The organism is Enterobacter cloacae complex sp. IR5384 (assembly GCF_049237265.1).
GTDB lineage: Bacteria > Pseudomonadota > Gammaproteobacteria > Enterobacterales > Enterobacteriaceae > Enterobacter > Enterobacter cloacae.
Map to the genome: position 1 here is coordinate 398051 of NZ_JBMKHJ010000001.1, position 24004 is coordinate 422054.

At 54.8% G+C, this 24004-nt stretch carries 23 protein-coding genes; 12 read left to right on the forward strand and 11 right to left on the reverse strand.

The window, feature by feature from the left end:
- Window positions 1-4: 4 nt before the first annotated feature.
- The 8 genes from ACOTX3_RS01960 to mntR form a co-directional block, all read right to left on the reverse strand.
- Complete coding sequence (locus tag ACOTX3_RS01960) at window positions 5-1327, reverse strand: PTS sugar transporter subunit IIC (RefSeq protein ID WP_058679303.1); 1323 nt, start codon at window positions 1325-1327, stop codon at window positions 5-7.
- A 51-nt stretch (window positions 1328-1378) separates the two neighbouring features.
- Window positions 1379-2755 (reverse strand): glycoside hydrolase family 1 protein, encoded by a 1377-nt coding sequence (locus tag ACOTX3_RS01965; RefSeq protein ID WP_058679304.1) that lies wholly within the window; start codon window positions 2753-2755, stop codon window positions 1379-1381.
- A gap of 147 nt (window positions 2756-2902) precedes the next feature.
- On the reverse strand, window positions 2903-3943 hold the full coding sequence (locus ACOTX3_RS01970; protein ID WP_013097452.1) for an aldo/keto reductase: 1041 nt from the start codon (window positions 3941-3943) through the stop codon (window positions 2903-2905).
- A 106-nt stretch (window positions 3944-4049) separates the two neighbouring features.
- The gene (locus ACOTX3_RS01975) at window positions 4050-5573 is read right to left on the reverse strand and encodes an efflux transporter outer membrane subunit (RefSeq protein ID WP_038984969.1); all 1524 of its coding nucleotides are present in this window, start codon (window positions 5571-5573) and stop codon (window positions 4050-4052) included.
- Window positions 5573-7144, reverse strand: a complete 1572-nt coding sequence (locus tag ACOTX3_RS01980) for a DHA2 family efflux MFS transporter permease subunit (protein ID WP_029882858.1) — start codon at window positions 7142-7144, stop codon at window positions 5573-5575. The genes ACOTX3_RS01975 and ACOTX3_RS01980 overlap by 1 nt, the downstream gene beginning before the upstream one ends.
- Window positions 7141-8235, reverse strand: a complete 1095-nt coding sequence (locus ACOTX3_RS01985) for an HlyD family secretion protein (RefSeq protein WP_038418967.1) — start codon at window positions 8233-8235, stop codon at window positions 7141-7143. Before ACOTX3_RS01985 ends, ACOTX3_RS01980 begins: the two co-directional genes overlap by 4 nt.
- A gap of 101 nt (window positions 8236-8336) precedes the next feature.
- On the reverse strand, window positions 8337-9446 hold the full coding sequence (locus ACOTX3_RS01990; RefSeq protein ID WP_038984972.1) for an anion transporter: 1110 nt from the start codon (window positions 9444-9446) through the stop codon (window positions 8337-8339).
- Entirely contained in the window at window positions 9443-9916 is a 474-nt protein-coding gene (gene mntR / locus ACOTX3_RS01995) for a manganese-binding transcriptional regulator MntR (RefSeq protein ID WP_013097457.1), read from the reverse strand. The genes ACOTX3_RS01990 and mntR overlap by 4 nt, the downstream gene beginning before the upstream one ends.
- Before the next feature lie 183 nt (window positions 9917-10099).
- Here mntR and mntS point away from each other — a divergent pair, with 183 nt between their 5' ends.
- Window positions 10100-10228, forward strand: a complete 129-nt coding sequence (gene mntS / locus ACOTX3_RS02000; RefSeq protein WP_058679305.1) for a manganase accumulation protein MntS — start codon at window positions 10100-10102, stop codon at window positions 10226-10228.
- Window positions 10229-10511: 283 nt separating this feature from the next.
- Window positions 10512-12095, forward strand: a complete 1584-nt coding sequence (locus ACOTX3_RS02005; protein WP_038984974.1) for a phosphoethanolamine transferase — start codon at window positions 10512-10514, stop codon at window positions 12093-12095.
- Window positions 12096-12245: 150 nt separating this feature from the next.
- Here ACOTX3_RS02005 and ompX read toward each other — a convergent pair whose 3' ends face one another.
- The gene (ompX, locus tag ACOTX3_RS02010) at window positions 12246-12764 is read right to left on the reverse strand and encodes an outer membrane protein OmpX (protein WP_013097460.1); all 519 of its coding nucleotides are present in this window, start codon (window positions 12762-12764) and stop codon (window positions 12246-12248) included.
- 354 nt (window positions 12765-13118) lie between these two features.
- On the opposite strand from ompX, the gene rhtA reads away from it, so the two are divergent.
- The 6 genes from rhtA to ybiO all read left to right on the forward strand — a co-directional run bounded on the left by rhtA (window position 13119) and on the right by ybiO (window position 19729).
- On the forward strand, window positions 13119-14006 hold the full coding sequence (rhtA, locus tag ACOTX3_RS02015; RefSeq protein WP_013097462.1) for a threonine/homoserine exporter RhtA: 888 nt from the start codon (window positions 13119-13121) through the stop codon (window positions 14004-14006).
- A gap of 299 nt (window positions 14007-14305) precedes the next feature.
- Window positions 14306-14809: a DNA starvation/stationary phase protection protein Dps gene (dps, locus tag ACOTX3_RS02020; RefSeq protein ID WP_013097463.1), complete on the forward strand. Its 504-nt coding sequence runs from the start codon at window positions 14306-14308 to the stop codon at window positions 14807-14809.
- 361 nt (window positions 14810-15170) lie between these two features.
- Window positions 15171-15914, forward strand: a complete 744-nt coding sequence (glnH, locus tag ACOTX3_RS02025; RefSeq protein WP_013097464.1) for a glutamine ABC transporter substrate-binding protein GlnH — start codon at window positions 15171-15173, stop codon at window positions 15912-15914.
- A gap of 93 nt (window positions 15915-16007) precedes the next feature.
- Window positions 16008-16667: a glutamine ABC transporter permease GlnP gene (gene glnP / locus ACOTX3_RS02030; RefSeq protein WP_003858462.1), complete on the forward strand. Its 660-nt coding sequence runs from the start codon at window positions 16008-16010 to the stop codon at window positions 16665-16667.
- Window positions 16664-17386 carry a glutamine ABC transporter ATP-binding protein GlnQ gene (glnQ, locus tag ACOTX3_RS02035; protein WP_013097465.1) on the forward strand — a complete coding sequence of 241 codons (723 nt, stop codon included), beginning with the start codon at window positions 16664-16666 and terminating at the stop codon, window positions 17384-17386. The genes glnP and glnQ overlap by 4 nt, the downstream gene beginning before the upstream one ends.
- Window positions 17387-17515: 129 nt before the next feature.
- Complete coding sequence (gene ybiO, locus ACOTX3_RS02040; RefSeq protein ID WP_058679306.1) at window positions 17516-19729, forward strand: mechanosensitive channel protein; 2214 nt, start codon at window positions 17516-17518, stop codon at window positions 19727-19729.
- A 45-nt stretch (window positions 19730-19774) separates the two neighbouring features.
- Here ybiO and rlmF read toward each other — a convergent pair whose 3' ends face one another.
- Window positions 19775-20683, reverse strand: coding sequence for a 23S rRNA (adenine(1618)-N(6))-methyltransferase RlmF (gene rlmF, locus ACOTX3_RS02045; RefSeq protein ID WP_013097467.1), 909 nt, complete (start codon window positions 20681-20683; stop codon window positions 19775-19777).
- 243 nt (window positions 20684-20926) lie between these two features.
- Here rlmF and mcbA point away from each other — a divergent pair, with 243 nt between their 5' ends.
- From mcbA to ybiJ, 3 genes are all read left to right on the forward strand, one after another.
- The gene (gene mcbA / locus ACOTX3_RS02050) at window positions 20927-21193 is read left to right on the forward strand and encodes a DUF1471 family periplasmic protein McbA (RefSeq protein ID WP_013097469.1); all 267 of its coding nucleotides are present in this window, start codon (window positions 20927-20929) and stop codon (window positions 21191-21193) included.
- A 117-nt stretch (window positions 21194-21310) separates the two neighbouring features.
- The gene (locus ACOTX3_RS02055; RefSeq protein WP_058679307.1) at window positions 21311-21577 is read left to right on the forward strand and encodes a DksA/TraR family C4-type zinc finger protein; all 267 of its coding nucleotides are present in this window, start codon (window positions 21311-21313) and stop codon (window positions 21575-21577) included.
- Between the two features lie 285 nt (window positions 21578-21862).
- The gene (gene ybiJ, locus ACOTX3_RS02060) at window positions 21863-22123 is read left to right on the forward strand and encodes a DUF1471 family protein YbiJ (protein WP_013097471.1); all 261 of its coding nucleotides are present in this window, start codon (window positions 21863-21865) and stop codon (window positions 22121-22123) included.
- Window positions 22124-22237: 114 nt separating this feature from the next.
- Here the strand turns inward: ybiJ and ybiB are convergent, their stop codons facing one another.
- Window positions 22238-23200 carry a DNA-binding protein YbiB gene (ybiB, locus tag ACOTX3_RS02065; RefSeq protein WP_058679308.1) on the reverse strand — a complete coding sequence of 321 codons (963 nt, stop codon included), beginning with the start codon at window positions 23198-23200 and terminating at the stop codon, window positions 22238-22240.
- A 225-nt stretch (window positions 23201-23425) separates the two neighbouring features.
- Between ybiB and ACOTX3_RS02070 the strand changes: the two genes are divergently transcribed.
- Window positions 23426-23959 (forward strand): fimbrial protein, encoded by a 534-nt coding sequence (locus tag ACOTX3_RS02070; protein ID WP_029882477.1) that lies wholly within the window; start codon window positions 23426-23428, stop codon window positions 23957-23959.
- The last annotated feature ends 45 nt before the right edge of the window (window positions 23960-24004 follow it).

Sequence of the window (24004 nt, forward strand, 5' to 3'; positions counted from 1 at the left end):
CTGTTTAATGTTCTATCCCGCTGTTTTTCAACGCCACTCGCTCGGCAATTTTGAGGAAAGGCAGGTAGAAGAATACACCAAATATGATGATTGCCAACTGCACCACCACCGCCCGCCAGTCCCCCGCCGTTGCCAGCCAGGCGCTCAGAATTGGCGGCGTGGTCCACGGGATCATCACCACGCAGCGCGACATTAATCCCAGCGTGGTGCAGAGCCAGGCGAAGTAAATGCCAATGGCGGGCAACAGGACAAACGGGATCATTAAAGGCAGGTTAAACACAATCGGCAGGCCGAAAATCACCGGCTCGTTGATGTTGAACAGACCCGGCGCCAGCGACAGACGTGCCACCTGTTTCGCCGATTGTTGCCGCGAGAAGATAAAGATGGCGATCAGCAGTGAAATGGTGCTACCGGTACCGCCCACCATGCCAAAGGTCGGCACGAAGATGTTGTTGATGATGTGCGGGATCGGCTGGCCGTTGGCAAAGGCCAGCATGTTCTCATTGGTATTAATCAACAGGAACGGCTCCAGCACCACGCTGTTGACTACCGACTGATGAATACCTAGCGTGAAGAGGAAGTTACCAAAGCTGTAGATAAAAATCGTCCCCGGCAGGCTGGTATTGATGAGCCGCAGCGGCTGCTGGATAAAGGTGGTGATCAGGTGAATCAGATCCGTGTGCAATACGTTCGCCAGCAGCGCGGCCAGAACGGCAAACAGTGAGAGCGTCAGGATGGTTGGGATCAGGGCGCTAAAAGATTTACTGACCGCCGGCGGCACGTTTTCCCCCAGTGATATTTGCAGCGCCTTGAGCCGCGAGATGGCGATAAACAGCTCCGTCGAGAGCAAGCCAATCAGCACCCCGGCGAAAATCCCGGTCGAACCAATGTTGGCGAAGGTCAGCACCTGGGTGACATTCACCGTGGTGTCGCTGCCGACGGGCGTGAGCTGCAGACGCATCGGCATCATGATAATAAAGCTGCTGACAGCGATAACCACTGCCGAGACCGGATTGTCGAAATCCTTGTTGCGCGCCAGCGACCAGGCAATCATCGGCGCCAGCAGCAACGCGGCGATATTCAGCGTGCCATTGATGATCACCTCGCCCCATACCTTGAAGTGCGTGAGCGTGTCGCCGTCAAAAATCCAAGGAAACACCACATTGTTCACCAGTACCGCCAGTCCGGCGAGGATGAAAATCGGCATCACCGTGGCGAAGGCATCGCGCAGGGAGCGAAGATGCACCTGGTTTGCCAGGCGCGCTGAGAACTCAACAAATTTATCGACAAAGGACTGCATATGCGGTGTGATTTTTGTTTCAGACATAGCGGATAGTTCCCATCAATCAGTCACAAAAACGGCCCGGCAGCGTACGGCTTACATCTCGCGTCCGTTGGTATGGATAACCTGTTTTAACCACGCGTAGCTCTTCTTCGGCACGCGTTTCAGGTCTTTAAGGTCGTGGTTTTCACGGTTGACGTAGACCACGCCGTAGCGCTTACGCATGTCGCCCTGGGAGCTCAGAATGTCGATCAGACCCCAGCCGAGATACCCCATCACCTCAGCGCCATCCTCGAACATGGAGGCTTTCATCGCCTCGATATGCGCCCGGTGATAGTCGATGCGGTAGGTATCCTCAATCGGGTTCACGCCATCCCAGGATTCAATCACGCCAATGCCGTTTTCAATCGGGAACACCGGCATGCGCCAGTCGTTGGCGTAGCGGGTGATGATGGTGCGAAAACCGAGCGGATCGATCTGCCAGTTCCATTCGGTGGCTTTCAGGTACGGGTTATTTTTATCGCCGTACAGCAGATAATTGTTCACCGGGGTTCCCTGCGGAATGGCATCGCTGTCCAGCGTTTTACTGGCGTAGTAGCTGAAGGCCATAAAGTCGTTTTGGGTTCTTGCGAACAGCGCCAGATCCTCGGCACGGTAGATATCGCCAAACCCTTCCTGCTCCACCACCGCCATCACCGCCGGGCTATAGCCCTGACCAGCAAAGACGCGCAGCAGGTTCTGGTTGAGAAATTCGTCGTACTGCTGGGCGCAGAAGATATCGCGCGGTTTGCAGGTGGCCGGGTAAACCAGCTGGTGTGCCAGCATACCGCCCATCAGCTGACCCGGTTTTGTCTGGTGCAGGTATTCGGTCAGCGTCATGTGCGCCACCATGGTGTGATGCTGCAACTCGTAGAGCTCGCGCAGGGTTTTCTCACCTTTCATGTAGCCGGAAATACGAAACGCTTCCGGCATATGGAAGATGTTCTGTTCGTTGAAGGTCAGCCAGTACTTCACACGGTCGCCGAAGCAGTCGATCATCTTTTTGCCATAGCGGATAAAGGCCTCCATGACGCGACGATCGTTAAAGCCGTTGTAATCCTGCGCCAGCGCCAGCGGCATATCGAAGTGATAGAGGCAGATCATCGGCTCGATACCGCGGGCGATGAGATCGTTAATAAAGCGGTCGTAAAAGGCGATGCCCTCATCGTTGAACTCGCCGTCGCCCTGCGGACAGACCCGGCTCCAGGAGATTTGAAAGCGGTAGCAGTTCATGCCCAGATCCTGCATCAGGTCGAAATCTTCCCGGTAGCGGTGGTAGGAATCGGTCGCCACTTTCCAGTCGGAGATGTTTTCCCCCGCTTCGCGAATGTCGTACACCGACATCCCCTTCCCGCCCTCATTCCATGCCCCTTCCGTCTGCATGCTGGATACCGAGTTGCCCCATAAAAAGTTGGCTGGCAGTGATTGATTCATGGTCTCTCCCTATATGACTAGTCATTTAAATTTCATGACTAGTCATATAGGCGAAGATGTAAAAGCGATCAAAGAGGAGGATCGAATTTTGTGAGCAGAGCGGGAAAAAAAGCCCCGGTGAGCGGTGCGCCACCGGGGAAAGGAGGGTTATTGCTGTGCGAGCTGATTACGACGATATTCCCCCTGCCGCTCCAGCATCCAGCCCGGATATTCGCGCGGCAGTGCGCTGACGGCATCAAGCTGTTTCAGCTCGTCTTCACTTAAACGGATCCCCGTTGCGGCGATGTTGTCATCCAGTTGATCGACGCGTTTGGCACCAATAATGACGCTGGTCACCACCTTCTGATGCAGCAGCCACGCCAGGGCGATTTGCGCGACGGAGACACCTTTGCTTTCGGCGATAGTGCGCATCACATCCACACAGTCGAAGGCGCGCTCTTTTTCCACCGGCGGGAAGTCAAACTCCAGACGACGGCCACCGGTTTCACTCTGCCCGTCGCGGCCATATTTCCCGCTCAGCAGGCCACCCGCCAGCGGGCTCCAGACCATCAGCCCGACGCCTTCGCTCTGCATCATTGGTACCAGTTCGCGCTCCAGATCACGTCCGGCGATGGTGTAATAGGCCTGCAGCGACGCGAAACGGGCCAGACCCAGTCGCTCGGAAATGCCCAGCGCTTTGGCAATCTGCCATGCGGCCCAGTTAGAGACACCGATGTAGCGCACGTGGCCGTGCTGCACCAGGTTATCCAGGGCATAAAGCATCTCTTCCATCGGCGTTGCGGGGTCGAAACCGTGAAGCTGGTAGAGATCGATATGGTCGAGCTGCATACGGCGCAGGCTCTCTTTCACGCTGCTGATAATGTGATAGCGTGAGCTGCCGCGTGAGTTCACCCCCGCCGTGCCCGTTTCGCCAAACACTTTGGTGGCCACCACCACGTTTTCGCGCGGAATTTTCAGGTTCTTGAGTGCCTGGCCGGTGATCTCCTCCGAGCGGCCTTCGGAATAGACGTTCGCGGTGTCGATGAAGTTGATCCCGGCATCCAGCGCACGGCCCACCAGCTGCTCGGCTTCACTTTGCTGCAGCTGGCCAATCTTGCCCCACATGCCACCTTCACCGCCGAAGGTCATGGTGCCAAGGCACAGTTCAGAAACAAACAGACCGGTATTGCCCAGTTTTTGATAACGCATAAGATAGTCCTCACATGTCGTTTGATGGGTGCCTGATAGTTATACCCGCCCCCTGGCCAACGCGAATGTGGCGTTCCTGTCCGTTTCTTGCCCAATCCTCTGAATATTATCCGCGCGGGGCATCGCCAAAGACGGCGTAATCCGGTAACTGCACCTGCTGATAGGGCTCCCAGCCGCCGCCAAGCGCCTTATAGAGCGCCACCAGATCGAGCGCGCTTTGCACCTGCGCCTGGGCACGTTGCTGCTCGGCCTGTGCCAGCTGCCGTTGGGCGTCGAGCACGTCGATAAAGCTGGCAATCCCCTGCCGGTAGCTATCGCTGGCCAGATCGAAGGCGTTTTGCAGCGCATCGATGGTCTTCGCCAGACCCGCTTCACGCTGCTGATCGGTGCGGTAACTCACCAGCGCATTCTCAACATCCCCCAGCGCGGTCAGTACCGTCTGGCGATAATCCAGCACCGCCGCCCCCTGTTGCGCACGCGCCACTTTCACGCTGGAGACCAGTCTTCCGCCCTGGAAGATGGGAATGGAGACCTGCGGACCAAAACTGTAGAAGTGGCTGCTCCAGTCGGTGAGCCAGTTGGATTCGCTGTTACGCAGGCCAAACTGCCCGGAAAGAGTAAAGCTCGGGAACAGCTCGGCCACCGACACGCCAATTTGCGCTGTGGCGGCATGGAGATTCGCTTCCGCTTCTCGCACGTCCGGACGACGTCGCGCCAGCGTGGATGGAATACCCGTTTGCACGATATCCGGCAGCGCAGGCATCGGCTGGGCGGACTGCAGTTCCGCATCCAACGCCCCCGGCGGCTTGCCGAGCAGGATCGCCAGGCCGTTCATCGCCTGCCGCTCCTGCGCCTGATATTGCGGCAGTTGTGCTTCAAGGTTGCCCAGTTGCGCCCGCGCATTTTCTACGTCCATCTGCGGAGACAGCCCGCCCCGCTGGCGACTTTCGGTCAGATCCAGCGTTTGCTGCGCACTTTTAATCTGGGTGTTCAGCGTGGCAATAATGCTCTGCGCCCCGCGCAGCTGGAGCCAGGCGCGCGCCACTTCGGCTTCAAGGGAGACCAGCGCGTCGTTACGCTGCTCAATAGCGGCTTTCTGCTGCGCTTCAGCAGCTTCAACCTGACGGCGAACTTTACCCCAGAGGTCAATCTCCCACTGGGCGTCGAAGCTGCCCTGGTAGAGGTTGATCGGCTGCGTCAGCGGTCCTAACGCACCCCTGAGTTCCGGATCGACGTTATCAAGCTGGTCGTAGACCCCATGAGACTTCAACTCACCTTCCAGGCCGAGCTGCTGGCGCGTCGCCTGCAGATTGCCGTTGACCGACGGATAAAACGCCCCGCCTGCCTGGTTAATCTGTTCGCGCGCGCCAGCGATGCGCAGCACCGTTTGCTGCAGGGACAAATTCCCGGCGATGGCGCGTTCAATCAGACTGTCGAGTTGCGGCGAGCCGAACGTTTTCCACCAGCGCGGGTTAGTCGCAGCGGAGGTGGTTTGTGATTTCACCGTGCTGTCGCCTTTATCGTTCCAGTGCGTGACGGCAGGCGGTGCAGGCGGCTGGTAATCCGGCCCCACGGCGCAACCTGCCAGCAGCATCATTATCATCAGGGGGTGTAAACGTCTGTGTATCATCAATGTGCTCCTGCACTCCCCTCGCTCTTAACCGGCGAGAGCAACAAACAAAACGGAATCAGGACCAGCGCCACCACGCTCAGAATGGTGAACACGTCGATATAGGCCAGGAAGCGCGACTGCTCAATCATGGTCTGGTACATGCGCCCGGTGGCAATGCCGGTCGGGTCGCCGACCTGAGTGGTAAAGTTCTGGATCGCCTGCGCGCTTTCGCGGATCGCCTGCTGGAACTGCTCGTTAAACGGCGAGGCGTGGTACGCAAGGTGCGCGCTGTGGGCCTGCGAGCGCTCGGTGATAGCCGCCGTGGAAAGCGATATGCCAATCGAGCCCGCAACGTTACGGAACATGGTGAACAGCGCTGCGGCATCCGCGTTCAGCCGCCTCGGGATAGAAATAAACGCAATGGTGGTCAGCGGGACAAACAGGAACCCCAGCCCAATCGACTGGGCGCTGCGGAACAGCACCAGCGTTTCGAAGTCGATATCCGGGGTGAGCGTGCGCGACCAGAAGAACGACACAGCCAGACAGGTAAAGCCAAAGGCGATGATCCAGCGCGTCTGCACCACCGGCATCAGCTTCAGGACCAGCGGGATGGTCAATACAATCAACACTGCGCCGGGCGACAGCACCAGCCCGGACCAGGTGGCGGTATAGCCCAGATCCTGCTGCGCCAGCTGCGGGATCACCACCGAGCTGCCGTAAAGGATCATCGCCATCCCCGCCATCAGCAGGCTGGAGATGGTAAAGTTGCGGTCCTTCATGCAGTGCAGATCGACAACCGGTTTTTTGGCATACATCAGCCAGTAAATGGCGCCAATGATGCCGACCAGCGTTAACACCGCAAAGGTGCGAATAAAGTTCGAGTAGAACCAGTCATCATCCTCGCCCCGGTCGAGCATCACCTGCAGACAGCCGAGGCCAAGCGCGATCAGGCCGATCCCCGTCCAGTCGATAGTCAGCTTCTCTTTGGCTTTACTCTCCCATGGGGGATCTTCCAGCAGCTGGTAGATCGCCAGCACCGTCACTATCCCCACCGGGATGTTGATAAAGAACACCCAGCGCCAGGAGTAGTTGTCGGTGATCCAGCCCCCGAGCGTCGGGCCGAGTACCGGCGCAACGATAATGGCGATGGAGGAGAGACCAAACGCTTTACCCCTGTCTTCCGGTTTAAAGTAGTCAAGCAGCACCGACTGCTGCGTGGGCTGCAGGCCGCCGCCAAAAAAGCCCTGCATCACACGGAACAAGATGATTTGCCACAGCTCGGTCGCGATCCCGCACAGGAACGAGCAGACGGTGAACATCACGATGCAAATCAGGAAGAACTGCTTGCGGCCAAACACCCGGCTGAGAAACGCCGAGATGGGCAGGACGATGCCGTTAGCCACCAGGTAGCTGGTTAATACCCAGGTGGACTCGTCATAGCTGGACGAGAGCGAGCCCGCCACGTGCGGCAGCGCCACGTTGACGATGGTGGTGTCGAGGATCTCCATAAACACCGCCAGCGTAACGACAATCGCCACCGCCCACGGATTGCTGGCAGGCTTCCAGTTGTCGTGGCTGTGATCCGTCATTCCACGGTGACCTTCGGTTCTACCGACAGCCCCAGCGGCAGCGGTTTGTTCGGATCCAGCCCTTTATCAATCACAATTTTCACCGGCACGCGCTGGACAATTTTAACAAAGTTGCCGGTGGCGTTTTCCGACGGGAACGCCGAGAAACGCGAGCCGCTGCCCTGCTGGATACTGTCGACATGGCCTTCAAGCGCCATATCTGGCCAGGCATCGACGGAAACCTCCACCTTATCGCCCGGCTTCATGCGCTCAAGCTGAGACTCTTTAAAGTTGGCCACCACCCAGACGTTGGGTGAGACCAGCGAGAACAGCGCCGTGCCCGCCTGCACCAGCGTACCCGGCTGCACGTTGCGCTTAGTGACAAACCCGTCGAACGGGGCGCGAACTTCGGTGTAAGAGAGGTTGAGGTTAGCGGTTTCCAGCTGCGCTTTAGCCTGATCGACCTGGCGCTCACGCGCTTCGACGTTGGTCTCCTGCTGGCGGATTTGCAGCTGTACCTGCTCCGCCACTTCCAGCTGGGCCTGCGCGCTTGCCAGAGCGGCCTGTGCACTACGCAGCTGGGCGTTGGCGGAATCAATGCTTTGTTGGGTGGTGGCACGCGGATCGACCCCGCGCTGGCGGCGATACTCCGCCTGCGCGTTGGCGAGGTCTGCCTGCGCTTTCAGCACCTGCGCTTTGGCTTCGTCGCGCTGGGCGGGGTATTGCACTTTTGAGAGCGCCAGCTGTGCCTGGGCCTGATGCAGCTGCGCAATAGCCAGGCCAAGCTGGGCCTGAGCCTGATCGCGCTGGGCGGTGGTATCACGCGGATCGATAACCACCAGCAGATCGCCCTTTTTCACGCGCTGGTTATCACGCACATGTAGCGCCGTGACATAACCCGCCGTTTTAGGGGCAATCGTCACCACATCGCCGTCGGTAAAGGCGTCGTCAGTTGTCTCTTCGTTACGGGTTAAAAACCACCAGACCAGCGCCACGATGACCATCACCACCACGACAATGCCGAGGATAATTAACGGTTTTTTGCCCGGACGCTTACGCTCATTATTGTTTTTGTCCTGCTCGTCAGCAGGCGTGTTTTGATCTTCAGCCATAGTTCAGCAACGGTCCTGTCAGTGAGCGGCATCACACTATGCCGTTCACTAAAGCTAGGACGTTGCTATACGTTTGCCAGGAAAAACTGACAAATTGCGCACTATATGAGAAGGAATAATCCGAAACCGATCGCCGCAGCCCAGAGCAGCATGGGGATCGACCAGAGATGGAAACGCCACCAGATGCGGCGATCGTTCGCCATCCGCAGGGCAATCAGGTTGGCCAGCGAGCCGGGCAGCAGACCAAACCCGCCGATGTTAACCGCCCAGGCCAGAAGCGTGTCCGGCGGAACATAGTTGAGCAGTAAAATGGTAGAAGGCACGTTGCTGATGACCTGCGAGAGGCCGATCGCCGTCAGCCACAGCCCCGGTTGCGACAGACCGCTGACGCTGTGCAGCACGTGTTGCAGCACCGGGAGCTGGATAAGCAGATGCACGTCGATGAACATCACCATAAAGACCAGCAACAGCGTCCAGTCCACGCTCACCAGCACGCGTCGCGCCAGCACGACAAAACCAGCCGCCACGAGCAGCACGCCCGCCAGTTCATACCGCAGCTCCAGCGCAAACAGAAAGACGATATACAGCCCCAGGCAACTCCAGACCAGACGAGGCTGCCACTGCGGGCCGGTTGTGCCGCTGTGGTATTGCAGTTTTTTATCCGGGAAGGCAAACCAGCAGACCGCCAGCAGCGACGCCATCATCACCAGCGCCAGCGGCGCCATCTGCCAGGTAAAGGCGGCGAACGATAACCCTGAACGTCCCCAGAGCAGAATGTTTTGCGGGTTGCCAATAGGGGTTAACAGCGAGCCCGCGTTGACGGCCAGCGCTTCAAAGATGATCAGCCGGCTCACCGGGATCTCGCACAGCTTACGCAGGGTGAGCGTCAGCGGCACGATGATAAACAGCGCCACATCGTTGGTGAGAAAGGTCGACAGCACCGCGGCGGAGAACACCATAAACAGCGACAGCCTGCGTTCGGTGGCAAACCGGCGCACCATTTTGCGCCCCAGCACGTCGAAGTAGCCGCTCAGCTCCACCCCTTTGGTGAGCATCATTAACCCGCTCAGGGTAATGATGGTGCGCCAGTCAATCGCCGCAGGCCAGGCCTGGGGCGCAAACGGCACAAAAAGGCTTAAACCTGCACCAATAATCAATAAGAGATGAAAGAAGCGATCGCGCGTGAGGGCCTGCAGTCCAGGGATTTTCATTCAGCGGAGGAACCATATTTAAGCGTAAACTCACGAAACTTCACCAGCGTCTCTTCGCTGACGTGGTGTTCCATTCCTTCCGCATCCCGACGGGCAATCTCCGGGCTTACGCCCAGCACCAGCAAAAAGTTCTCCACCAGCTGGTGGCGCTCGCGGCTCTCCTGCGCCAGCTTCTCCCCTTCCGGCGTCAGAAAGACGCCGCGCCACGGGATCATTTCGATTAAGCCGACGGAGGCCAGACGTTTTAACATCTTCGCAACGGTTGGCTGCGAAACCCCCAGCCTGGCCGCCATATCAACCTGACGTGCTTCCCCGACCTCGCGAATCAGATCGGAAATCAGCTCAACATAATCATCAATCAGTTCACGTCGGTGGGCTTCACGCACCTGACGAAAACCTTCGACGTGCTCTTCCACATTCACCAGTTGCGTCGTTTTTCTGATTGTTGGCTTACCTGCGCGACGGTTCATTGTACTTCCTCAGTGGGGTGACGCTTCCAGCGCCCGGTATCGAGAGCGCACATTGTAAACCATACCTCTACAAGCACAAAAAATTAACGAAATAGCCATAGCTATACAATATAGCCTGTGCTATATCTGTATGTAATGCAGTCACCCTTCACGGATCGAAGGGATCAAAAATCAGGAGGTCTTATGAACGAATTCAAGAGGTGTATGACCGTGTTTACTCACTCCCCCTTCAGGGTGCGCTTAATGCTGTTGAACATGCTGTGGGATATGTTTAACAACAAGCCGCATCAGGACGACAAACCTTCCCACTAAGCGGCGTTGCGGTACGCCGCTTCATTTTGCCGTCATATTCCCGCTGTAAACTGGCCTCCGGCCGCCCTATTCCCGGTTTTTTTTACGGATTTGCAATCCTCTTCGCAAAACATCTGCTTAGCAACGGTTGATATTATTTAGCGCTCGCACTATCTTCTTGCAGCCCTGCACAATTTGCGGCTCGCTGAAGCGGACCCTCATTCCCTCTCCACGCACTGTCAGGCAGGTTATGACCCTTGACGCCAGGGTGAGCACATGGCGTTTTTATGCATGATAGTGACCTATGAATTTAACCCTGATAGACACCGTTGTTACCCGCAGTCGGGCCTTAAGTCCGTGGACGGCATTCTACTTTTTACAATCCTTGCTGATTAACTTTGCGCTGGGTTACCCCTTCAGCCTGCTGTATGCCGTTGCGTTTACCTGCATTCTGCATTTGCTGTGGCGTACCGCGCCGCGCGCGCAAAAAACGTTAGTGGGCATCTGCTCCCTGATTGCTGCGCTCTATTTCCCGTTTGGTCAGGCTTACGGTTCGCCAAACTTTAATACCCTGCTGGCGCTGCACTCGACCAATATGGAAGAGTCGACCGAGATCCTGACGATCTTCCCGTGGTACAGCTACGTGGTCGGCCTCTTTATTTTTGCGCTTGGCGTTATAGCGGTGCGTCGTAAACCCGAAGAGAAAAAAGCGTGGGGAAAAATAGAGACGCTGTGTCTGGCATTCAGCGTGGTGACCTTCTTTGTCACCCCCGTGCAAAACCTGGCCTGGGGCGGCGTGTTCAAGCTGAAGGATACCGGCTATCCGGTGTTCCGCTTTGTAAAAGACGTTGTCGTCAATAACCAGGAAGTTCTCGACGAGCAGGCGCGCATGGCTGAGCTCTCCAATATGAAAGACACCTGGAACGTGCTGGCGGTGAAGCCGAAGTACCATACCTATGTGGTCGTCATCGGCGAAAGCGCACGCCGCGATGCGATGGGCGCGTTCGGCGGACACTGGGATAACACGCCGTTCGCCAGCGCCGTCAACGGTACCCTGTTTACCGATTATATTGCGGCCAGCGGCTCGACGCAGAAATCGCTCGGCCTGACCCTGAACCGCGTTGTCGACGGCAAACCACAGTATCAGGATAACTTTGTCACGCTGGCAAACCGTGCCGGTTTTCAGACGTGGTGGTTCTCTAATCAGGGGCAAATTGGCGAATACGATACCGCCATTGCCAGCATCGCGAAGCGTGCCGATGAAGTGCAGTTCCTGAAAAACGGTGATTTTGAAGCCGATAAAAATACCAAAGACGAAGCATTGCTCAAGATGACGGCGCAGGTTTTTGCCACGCAGCGCACGCAGCCACAACTGATCGTCCTGCACCTGATGGGTTCGCACCCTCAGGCCTGTGACCGCACGCAGGGGAAATACGCCGAGTTTGTGCAATCTAAAGAGACCTCTTGCTATCTGTACACCATGACGCAAACCGACGAACTGCTCAGCAAGCTGTACGATCAGCTACGTAATACGGGTGAGAGTTTCTCGATGGTTTATTTCTCGGATCACGGGCTGGCGTTTAAAGAGCGCGGTAAAGAGGTGCAGTATCTGGCGCACGACGATAAATTCCAGCAAAACTTCCAGGTACCGTTTATGGTGTTATCGAGTGATGACAAGAAGCATCGTATTATCACCGCGCGCCGCTCGGCCAATGATTTCCTGACGTTCTTCTCGCAGTGGACGGGGATTTCAGCAGAGCAGATCAAAAATGCTTACCCGTTTATGTCAAACAAGAAAGCTCCCCCAGTGTACGTTACCAACTTCAAGTTACAGAAAGTTGACTATAACCATTTGGGTACGGATATTTTCGATATAAAGAGTAAGTAAGCTGTGCGGTCTGATGCCCTCACCCTGGCCCTCTCCCACAGGGAGAGGGAAAAAACATTAAAAACGGCAACCCATGGTTGCCGTTTTGCTTTTACCTTGCAAAAAAAAATCCGCCACGTGGGCGGATTTTTTACTGGCTCACCGAAGTGATTAGAAGCGGTAACCTACGCCCGCGATCCAGGTGCCAACGTCAACGTTGCGGATACGGCTCTGCTCATAGGAGAAGTCCAGAGCAACGTCTTCGATTGGGTTGAACTGCAGACCCGCGCCATAGGAGAAGCCGTAGTCGCTGTTGCTTGCAGTGCGGTTCAGACCCTGGTTTTCGGTCTGCTGGAATTTACCGTAGCCAACACCTACAACACCGTAGATGCTTGCCCAGTCGTTGATACGGTAAGCTGGACCAGCGGTGATGCCGTAGTACTGGCCTTTGTTGTATGCGCCGTTTTCAGAACGATCTTTCTCGGTGTAGGTGAAAGAACCGATCACGCCCAGTGGGTTGTTATCCTGCTCGTAACGATACTTCAGGTTGAAACCGTTAGCTTTGTTCATTACGCCCTGCATATCGCTCTGAGCGTAACCACCGGTAACAGTGGAAGTAGCAGCTACAGCGGTACCTGCGGAAACAGCCAGTACAGCGGCCAGTGCTGAAAGACATGCAATTTTTTTCATAACCACCTCAAATGTGCTTCAAGTAAATCCGTAAGTTTTAAATATATCAAAAAAATTTGCGAAACTCTTTGTGATTCGTGATGTCTAACGGGACCTTTCCTGTAACAGAACGTTTCCAGCATCAGTTATCTTGTTCAAATCACAAAGGATTTCTGTTGCTAAATACTCATACTGCGCGTCAACGCCGTTACATTCATCCAGATTATTCCTAATCTGACAGGTGATAAAACCAGCAACGCTTATCCATTTTACGGATTTTCCCTGGTTTTTTTTCAACAGTAGCTCAACCGTTGCGCCATATTTCAATTACACTGCGGCTTTTACCCTATTTGACAAAAATTGACAGGAGAAAGGATGCCAGGGATATCCCGCACGTCATCGGTCTGGATGCCGGTTGCTGTAATTCTGATTGCAATGCTGTCTATACAGAGTGGCGCGTCCCTCGCGAAATCGCTCTTTCCACTTGTAGGCGCACCGGGCGTCACTGCCCTGCGTATCGCTTTGGGTACCCTGATCCTCGTGGTCATTTTTAAACCCTGGCGGTTGCGCGTCAAAAAAGAGCAGCGCCTCCCGCTGCTTTTCTACGGGCTGGCGCTGGGGGCCATGAACTATATGTTCTATCTCTCTATCCAGACCATTCCGCTGGGGATTGCCGTCGCGCTGGAATTTACCGGCCCGCTGGCGGTGGCCCTTTTCTCCTCCCGACGGCCTGTCGATTTTATCTGGGTGGTGCTAGCGGTTCTGGGGTTGTGGTTCCTCTTGCCACTGGGCCAGAGCGTCTCTGAAATCGACCTGACGGGTGCCGCGCTGGCTCTGGGCGCCGGAGCCTGCTGGGCGGTGTATATCCTCACGGGTCAGCGCGCTGGCGAAGAGCACGGCCCGGCGACCGTCGCGCTGGGCTCGCTCATTGCCGCCATCATCTTTGTTCCGCTGGGTATGGCTCAGGCGACAGACTCTATCTGGCAGTGGTCAGTGATGCCGGTGGGTTTTGCTGTCGCCATCCTCTCAACGGCTCTGCCTTATTCACTGGAGATGATTGCCCTCACGCGGCTGCCGACGCGCATCTTCGGCACCCTGATGAGCATGGAGCCTGCACTGGCCGCCATCTCCGGTATGGTATTCCTTGGGGAAACCCTCACATTTACCCAGACGCTGGCGCTGTGCTCCATTATTGCGGCGTCGATGGGGTCAACGCTCACCATGCGCCCTGAGCCAAAAGTTGAGAAAGTGGACATCCGCTAATACCGTATATTCTGCATGGCCTCGGTGCCATGCAGAATAAAGGCCAGTTCTTTATTATTTATAATTTCTTACATTCTTCGTCATCGAAAAGTCATATTTCTCTCGCCCTTAATGGAAAATAGAGAATTAAGATTGATCTGTGTCAATTTTAAAAAATACCATACAGTTCAATCAGTTAATAATTCAACTCCCTTCTTGCTATTAAACCAATAGGCACAGCCAAACCGCAGGTAAAAAATCCGGTGCTATACTTAGTTCCGTAATTACCTGGGACATAAACATCAAGAGGATATGAGATTATGAGTACCGCTAAACTGGTGAAAACGAAAGCGTCTAATCTGCTTTATACCCGTAACGATGTATCGGACAGCGACAAAAAAGCAACGATTGAGTTGCTGAATCGCCAGGTGATCCAGTTCATCGATCTTTCGCTGATCACCAAACAGGCCCACTGGAATATGCGCGGTGCAAACTTTATTGCCGTTCATGAAATGCTGGATGGCTTCCGCACAGCACTGGTCACCCATCTGGACACCATGGCCGAACGCGCCGTGCAGTTAGGCGGTGTGGCGTTGGGTACCACGCAGGTGATTAACAGCAAAACGCCACTGAAAAGCTATCCGCTGGATATTCACACTGTTCAGGATCACCTGAAAGAGCTGGCAGACCGTTATGCGATTGTGGCTAACGACGTGCGTAAAGCGATTAGCCAGGCAAAAGACGAAGATACTGCGGACATCTTCACCGCCGCGTCTCGCGACCTGGATCAATTCCTGTGGTTTATCGAATCTAACATCGAATAATCCATACGAATTTTCTATCAAACCCTCGCCTCTGGTGAGGGTTTTGCACATTTATGGTGCACACTTTTCCACTGAGACGCTGCAAAAGTGAAAGAAATGTAATAATCACCTCACACAACCGTTAACGGAAGATTGTTTTTTCATCATTATTTGCGCTAAATATCTCCCCGTCAGTTGAGCCAAACGACACGCACCAAAACGGTGCTCCACCTTGGTGCAATCAGACATCATTGCCACGTTTATTGTGCAATGCATGACATCCTCCCCTTTACAAAACAATAGCTTGTAAAGTTGGCACGATTTTTTCATTGTGCCTGTCGTTCTCGCAGGGGATCGCCCCGTGGATATAAAAGGAAATGCTATGAAGTCTGTATTAAAAGTTTCACTGGCTGCACTTACCCTGGCTTTTGCGGTCTCTTCTCAGGCCGCCGATAAACTGGTTGTAGCCACCGACACGGCGTTTGTTCCGTTTGAATTCAAACAGGGTGATAAATACGTTGGTTTTGATGTGGATCTGTGGGCCGCAATCGCAAAAGAACTCAAACTGGATTACACCCTGAAGCCAATGGACTTCAGCGGTATCATCCCGGCACTGCAAACCAAAAACGTAGACCTGGCCCTGGCAGGCATCACCATTACTGATGAGCGTAAAAAAGCGATCGACTTCTCTGACGGCTACTACAAAAGCGGCCTGCTGGTGATGGTCAAAGCTGACAATAACGACGTTAAAAGCGTGAAAGATCTCGACGGTAAAGTGGTGGCGGTGAAGAGCGGCACCGGCTCCGTTGATTACGCGAAAGCGAACATCAAAACCAAAGATCTGCGCCAGTTCCCGAACATCGATAACGCCTATATGGAACTTGGCACCAACCGTGCTGACGCGGTTCTGCACGATACGCCTAACATCCTCTATTTCATCAAAACCGCAGGTAACGGTAAGTTCAAAGCGGTCGGTGAGTCTCTGGAAGCACAGCAGTACGGTATTGCCTTCCCGAAAGGCAGCGACGACCTGCGTACGAAAGTTAACGGCGCGCTGAAAACCCTGAAAGAGAACGGCACGTATAACGAAATCTACAAAAAATGGTTCGGTACCGAGCCTAAATAATTTTACCTGAATTCAGGTTTGTAACGCCCGGTGACGCTCACGCTTACCGGGCCTACGTTTTTCGTTTTTCACCACGGTATACAGGAATACATCATGCAGTTTGACTGGAGCGCCATCTGGCCTGCCATTCCTCTCTTGCTTGAAGGCGCTAAAATGACCCTGTGGATTTCGGTCCTCGGTCTGGTTGGCGGGTTGATTATCGGTCTTGTCGCCGGTTTCGCCCGCACCTACGGTGGCTGGATTGCAAACCACATCGCACTGGTTTTCATCGAAGTGATCCGCGGCACGCCTATTGTCGTACAGGTCATGTTCATCTACTTCGCCCTGCCAATGGCCTTCACCGACCTGCGCATCGACCCGTTCAGCGCCGCCGTCGTGACCATTATGATCAACTCAGGTGCCTACATCGCGGAAATTACGCGCGGTGCGGTGCTGTCGATTCATAAAGGTTTCAGTGAAGCGGGTCTGGCGTTAGGCCTTTCGCGTCGCGAAACCATCCGTCATGTGATTCTGCCTCTGGCGCTGCGCCGCATGCTGCCACCGCTGGGCAACCAGTGGATCATCAGTATCAAAGACACGTCGCTGTTCATCGTTATTGGCGTTGCTGAACTGACCCGCCAGGGCCAGGAGATCATTGCTGGCAACTTCCGTGCGCTGGAAATCTGGAGTGCGGTAGCCGTTGTCTACCTGATTATCACTCTGGTTCTGAGCTTCGTTCTGCGTCGTCTTGAAAGAAGGATGAAAATCCTGTGATTGAATTTAAAAACGTATCCAAGCACTTTGGTCCAACCCAGGTGCTGCACAATATCGATCTGAGCATCAAACAGGGTGAAGTGGTTGTCATTATCGGGCCCTCTGGCTCCGGTAAATCCACGCTGCTGCGCTGCATCAATAAGCTGGAAGAGATCACCAGTGGCGATCTGATCGTCGATGGTCTGAAGGTAAATGATCCAAAAGTGGATGACCGTCTGATTCGTCAGGAAGCGGGCATGGTGTTCCAGCAGTTTTACCTGTTCCCGCACCTGACGGCGCTGGAAAACGTGATGTTTGGCCCGCTGCGCGTACGCGGTGCCAACAAAGCGGCGGCGGAAGCGCTGGCTAAAGATCTGCTGGCGAAAGTGGGCCTCGCAGAACGTGCTCACCACTACCCTTCTGAACTTTCCGGTGGACAACAGCAGCGTGTGGCTATCGCCCGCGCGCTGGCGGTTAAACCGAAAATGATGTTGTTTGATGAGCCGACCTCAGCACTCGACCCGGAGCTGCGCCACGAGGTGCTGAAAGTCATGCAGGATCTGGCCGAAGAAGGCATGACGATGGTGATCGTGACCCACGAAATCGGCTTCGCCGAGAAAGTGGCGTCCCGCCTTATCTTCATCGATAAAGGCCGTATCGCAGAAGACGGTAACCCGCAGGCGCTGATTGCAAACCCGCCAAGCCAGCGTTTGCAGGAGTTTCTGCAGCACGTCTCCTGATTGCCAGACCTCTGAAATGCAAAGCCGGGCATGCCCGGCTTTTTTACGCCAGATTGTTCCCAAAACACGCCCTTCGCTCCCTGCCCTCTATACTTATCATTTTGTTCGACATTTTCACCGGAGGGCACCGTGCCGTGGATCCTGCTGTTGTTGCTTAGCTTGTTTAGTGCGCCATCGATAGCCGTTGCTATCCCCGGCGTCACCACCGGAACGTCCACTGCGCAGCAAAAAACGCCTCCACCGGAACCGGATGCAGAAGAGAAAAAAGCCGCCTACAGTGCGCTTGCCGATGTGCTGGAAAACGACACCTCCCGGCAAGAGTTAGTCGATCAGCTGAGAAAAATTGCCGCCACACCGCCCCAGCAGCCCGTTCCAACCATCACCCCGCCGCCGGTAGAAGAGCAAAAAACGGTGCTGGAAAATGTGACTGAGGTTAGCCGCCACTATGCCGATGCCCTCTCCTCGCGCTTTGCCCAGCTCTATCGCAACCTGATGGGCTCTTCGCACAAGCCCTTTAACCCCCGGACGTTTACCGCGGCTGCCACGCAATTTTTACTGCTGGCGGCCGCCGTCTTCATTTTTTACTGGCTGGTGCGCCTGTGCGCGTGGCCCCTGTACCGAAAAATGGGGCAATGGGGTCGCAAGAAGAATCAGCAGAAAAGCAGCTGGTTGCATCTGCCGCTGATGATCGCCGCCGCGTTTATCATTGATTTACTGCTGCTGGCGCTGACGTTGTTTACAGGGCAATTGCTGGCCGACAGGCTGAATACCGGCAACAAAACTATCGCCTTCCAGCAGGCGCTGTTTCTGAATGCCTTCGCCGTAATTGAGTTCTTTAAGGCGCTGCTGCGGCTGATATTTTGCCCACGCGTGCCGGATCTTCGCCCTTTCACTATTCGGGATAGCAGCGCCAGATACTGGGCGCTGCGTCTGAGCGTGCTCAGCGGGTTGATTGGTTATGGTCTGCTGGTGGCCGTGCCAATTATCTCCAACCAGGTGAACGTCCAGTCTGGTGCGCTGGCGAATGTGCTGATTATGATCTGCATTACCGTCTGGGCGCTCTACCTCATCTTCCATAACAAAAAGACGATCACCGAGAGCTTGCTGCACCTGGCCGACCGTTCCCTTTCGTTCTTTAGCCTCTTTATTCGCGCTTTTGCCCTGGTGTGGCACTGGCTGGCCAGCGCTTACTTCATTGTGCTGTGCTTCTTCTCGCTGTTCGATCCCGGCAACAGCCTGAAATTTATGATGGGTGCCACGTTTAAAAGCCTGGCCATTATTGGCGTCGCGGCCTTTGTTTCTGGCCTGCTCTCTCGCTGGCTATCGAAAACCATTACCTTGTCTGCGCAGGTCCAGCGCAATTACCCGGAGCTGCAAAAACGGGTGAACGGCTGGCTTTCGGTTTCACTGAAGGTGGCGCGCATTCTCACCGTCTGTGTGGCGATTATGCTGCTGCTCAATGCCTGGGGACTGTTCGATTTCTGGAACTGGCTGCACAACGGCGCGGGGGAAAAGACCGTTGATATTTTAATTCGCATCGCGCTGATCCTGTTCTTCTCTGCCGTAGGCTGGACGCTGCTGGCCAGCCTGATTGAGAACCGCCTGGTCTCTGACATTCACGGCAGGCCGCTGCCAAGCGCGCGTGCCCGCACCTTGCTCACCCTGTTCCGCAACGCGCTGGCGGTTATCATCAGTACCATCACGATTATGATTGTGCTTTCGGAAATCGGCGTGAATATCGCGCCACTGCTGGCCGGTGCGGGTGCGCTGGGTCTGGCTATCTCCTTCGGCTCGCAGACGCTGGTGAAGGACATTATCACCGGTATCTTTATTCAGTTTGAAAACGGCATGAACACCGGGGATCTGGTGACCATCGGGCCGCTGACCGGCACCGTTGAGCGAATGTCGATTCGATCCGTCGGCGTGCGCCAGGACACCGGGGCGTACCACATTATTCCGTGGTCATCGATTACCACCTTCGCCAACTTCGTCCGGGGTATTGGCTCGGTGGTGGCAAATTACGATGTCGATCGTCATGAAGATGCCGATAAAGCCAAACAGGCGCTGCGGGATGCGGTAGATGAGATGATGACCATGGAGGATATTCGCAGCCTGGTGATTGGCGAGCCGTCGTTTGCCGGTATTGTCGGGCTGACCAACACCGCCTTTACCCTGCGCGTGTCGTTCACCACCCAGCCGCTCAAACAGTGGACGGTACGTTTTGCCCTCGACAGCATGGTGAAAAAACACTTTGATCTGGCGGATGTGCGTATGCCGGTGCAGACGTATCAGGTGCTGCCGCCGCCCGCCTCGCCGCTCCCTCCGCAGGAGCCGACGCTGTAACCGAGCCGGGTGGCGGCTTCGCCTTACCCGGCTTACGACGGCGTGCTATTTGCGACGTTTGTTATCGTCCATAAACGTCCAGGCGATAAAGCGGCTCTGTTTTTGTCCCTGCGCCATCTCTTTTTTCACCACCTTCACGGCACCGGCTTCGGTCAGCGCGCGGTAGAGCGGCGGCAGGTTATCGCCGCGCGAAACCAGGGTGGTAAACCATTTCACCTGGCGGGCAAACTGTTTACTTTCCGCGATCATGCGCAGGATAAACGCCACCTCGCCCCCTTCGCACCACAGCTCCTGCTGCTGGCCGCCGAAGTTGAGCGCGCCATCTTCAGCCTGACCCAGATTGCGACGCTTACGTTCGCTCCCGGCGCGGGCGGCAGCCGCTGAATCATGGAATGGCGGGTTGCAGAGGGTGGCGTCGTAGTGCTCGTTCTTGTGGATAATGCCGTTGAAAATAGAGGCGGCATCTTTCTGACGGCGTAAGCGAATAGACCGACTTAAGCCAGGATTGGCATTAATGATCGCCTGCGCGCTGGCAAACGCCTCAGCGCCAATTTCGCTCCCGGTAAAGCGCCAGTGATATTCATGCACGCCGATGAGCGGATAAATCAGGTTCGCGCCGGTCCCAATATCCAGAACCGTGGCCTGCTGAGGAATAACGCCGCCACGATCGTCAGCCAGAAGATCGGCAAGATAGTGGAGATAATCGGCACGCCCCGGCACGGGCGGGCAGAGAAAGCCTTCCGGGATATCCCAGTGCGTAACGCCGTAAAAATGCGCCAGCAGGGCTTTATTCAGCATTTTTACCGCCTGCGGGTCGGCAAAGTTGACCGAAGGCTCACCGGCTGGGGTCTGCACGATGTAGTCCTGCAGCGGAGGGCAGCTCTGGCATAACGCCTTCATGTCATAGCGGCTGCGGTGGCGATTTCGCGGGTGTAATCCCGGCTTGGAAGTCATGGCATTCTCCTTTAAACAGCGGCGTAAGATACCCTGTGCGGGAGCAACGGTAAATATCTCTCTGCTGTGCGCAAAAAAACGCCATAAATCAGTGACCTTTATGTCGCTGATCTGTCAGCGAATTGTCAATTTATATCGTTCAAAAAATAAGCAGATCATCATCAAATTTTTGCGCTAAATCACACTCGTCAGGCTTCTAAACTTAAAGGGAATCACCTGTTGTTTCCCCCTGAGGATGTGATTATGAAAAAATACCTGACTCTTGTTGTTATCGCTGGCGCGCTGGCGAGTGCGTCATTTTCTGCCATGGCCGTTCAGTCACTGACCGAAAGTACCGATACCAGCCAGCTGCGCCCCGCAGGCACCGTCTCGGTAAGCCGTGCAAGTAACCTTGACGATCTGCAAAACAAGCTGGCCGAAAAAGCGCGCGAAGAAGGTGCGAAAGGCTTCGTGGTGAATTCCGCCGGCGGCGATAACCATATGTATGGCACAGCAACCATCTATAAATAAGTTCCCCTTCCGAGAACCACTGCATCTGGCTGACAGATGCAGTTCTCACCCCCCGTCTTGACTGTACGTTTTTTGACCCCATATGAATAAGATACACACCGAACGTGAGGATAAGCCATGGCTTCCGGATGGGCGAATGATGACGCCGTTAACGAACAGATCAACAGTACCATTGAAGATGCCGTTGCCCGTGCTCGCGGTGAAATTCCGCGCGGGGAAAGTTTAACGGAATGTGAAGAGTGCGGAGAAACGATTCCGGAAGCGCGCCGTAAAGCCATGCCCGGCGTACGGTTATGCGTCGCCTGCCAGCAGAATAAAGATTCAAAAAATAAATCACATTCAGGATATAATCGCAGAGGATCGAAAGACAGCCAGTTACGTTGACTTTCCTTTACCGAAGTTCACCGCGCAAGCGATTTCCTTTACGCTCACGATTTTTTAACAGGCGCGTAGCAAAATGTGCCATGAATCATGCGTCTGTAAACCGGAGCGACAAGAACTGTAAATTGCCCTTCTGAATTTATTAATATTCAATAAGTTATTTGTCATTCAATTTTTTTGAGCAACCACGTCAATTCTCTTCGATTTTATCTGCCGAAAAAAAACGTGATACTTATCACATCGACGGAACATCGTCCCCTTAACAGAAAAACCTGCGAGAGATTAATTATGAAAACCATCAAATATGCTGTTGCTGCTGTTGCCCTGTCCGCTCTGTCTTTTGGCGCTTTCGCTGTAGAGCCCGTTTCTTCTGCTCAGGCACAGAACATGAATAAAGTGGGTGTGGTGAGTGCTGATGGCGCAACCACGCTGGACGGTCTGGAAGCCAAACTGGCTGAGAAAGCCGCAGCGGCCGGTGCAAGCGGATACACCATTACCTCCGCTAACGGCAATAACAAGCTGAGCGGCACTGCGGTTATCTACAAATAATCGACTGAATTAATGCTCCACCCTCACCATACCCTCTGGTGAGCTGCTCCAACCCTCATTGACCCTGTTGTTACCCTTGCTTGCCCGTCCGCCACTGGACGGGCTTTTTTTTGCCTAAAACGCCTGTTCCACACGGGCTAACCCCGCCTGGACAGACTCCACTTCTCCGGTTGCCAGCAGGCAGCAGGCCATCTGCAGCTTAAGGGTGTGCGGAACAGGGACATTGCCGGCAAGGCACTGCTCAATCCAGTGCGCAGTCGTGTGCGGATCTTTTGCCTCCGGCAACACCACATCCACATTCTCTTCACCCCGCTCCAGCACGGGTCGCGTGCCGGCGGCATCAATCAGCACCAGCTGCGGGCAGCGCTGCGGATTGGCATAAACTTCCCCTTCGGTGCCGTGCATCAGCAGCGCCCTGCCGCCGATATCTTCAAAGAACTTGCCCACCCGCGTGACATACTCCGGGTGCGATACGCTGGAGAGGCGCAGGGCATCCGCTTCACCAAACGGCGTCGCCAGTTTCGCCAGGGTGTGCGCACTGTTGCGCACGCCCATGCGCCAGCGCATATCCAGCTGTTTTTCCAGCGGTGGACAGAGCGCCTTAACCGGAATAAAGACCGGCTGATGACCATCCAGCTTTGCCTGTGCCTGTCCGGCGTGCAGGGTCGGCTCGATACCTAACATGCCGAAAATGGTCTCCGTCAGGACGCGAGTCGGATCTTCGCTAACGCCATGAACAACCACCGGGAACCCGAGCTTATGCAGCAGAATAGCCAGCAGTGGCGTCAGATTCGCCTGTTTGCGCGCGCCGTTGTAGGTAGGGATGACAATCGGCATCGGTCTGGCTACCGGTGGCGTTAAGCGCAGCGTTTGCGCCTGCATCGCGTCATAGAAACCGCGCATCTCCGCTTCGCCTTCACCTTTAATGCGTAGCGCAATCAGGATACCGCCCATCTCCAGATCGGGAACGTCGCCGTTAAGCATATGGGTGTACAGCGCACGGGCCGTTTCCTGATCCAGGTCGCGGGCATGGTTTTTCCCCCGCCCTACCTCTTTGATAATTTTACGATAGTCCACGACATCTCTCCTTGCGGCTCTTTGCAGATACTATAGCCCTGATAAATGCCTGGCGGGTAATCATTTTCCTTTCTCTCCCGACACCCGAACAAACGCCCTTCGAGGGTAAAAATGGTCTGAAGATAAATTGAACGAAAAATAGTTCTCAGCGATAGTTCATGCCGAATTAATCAGCCACGTGATGATTAATACCTGAAGTGCCATACTTTCATTCAGAGGATTTAAATGAAAAAAATGATTATTGCGGGGATCGCCGCCGGGATGGCGTGTGCTTCCGTTTCTGTATTTGCGTCCAGTGGTGAAGGTCAAATTAATTTCACAGGTGAGATTATTGATTCTGCATGTACTGTGGTAAACGGTTTAAGCAATCCGCTTAATGTTTCATTAGGTAAGGTGTCTAAATCTGCATTTACCGGAAGTGGTTCGACGACCTCGACAACCCGCTTTAGTATTCAGTTAAAAGATTGTCCTGAAACGGTTACCAGCGCCTCGGTGACGTTCGGCGGGACGCCTGACAGTAACAACAAAGATATTCTTGCTGTGACATCAGGAACCGGTTCGGCGTCAGGAGTGGGTGTTCAGTTGCTGGATAAAACGGAAAATCCACTGAGCTTATATACGGCCTCTGCTGCGTATACGCTCACGCCAGGTACCACAACAAACGATCTGCAGTTTGGCGCACGTTATATCCAGACCGGAGGAACGGTGTCTGCCGGACTGGCGAATGCCGCTTCTACCTTCACTATCGTTTACAACTAATAAAACAGATATTAGCTACCCCAGTGGCTAATATCTGTTATTGCT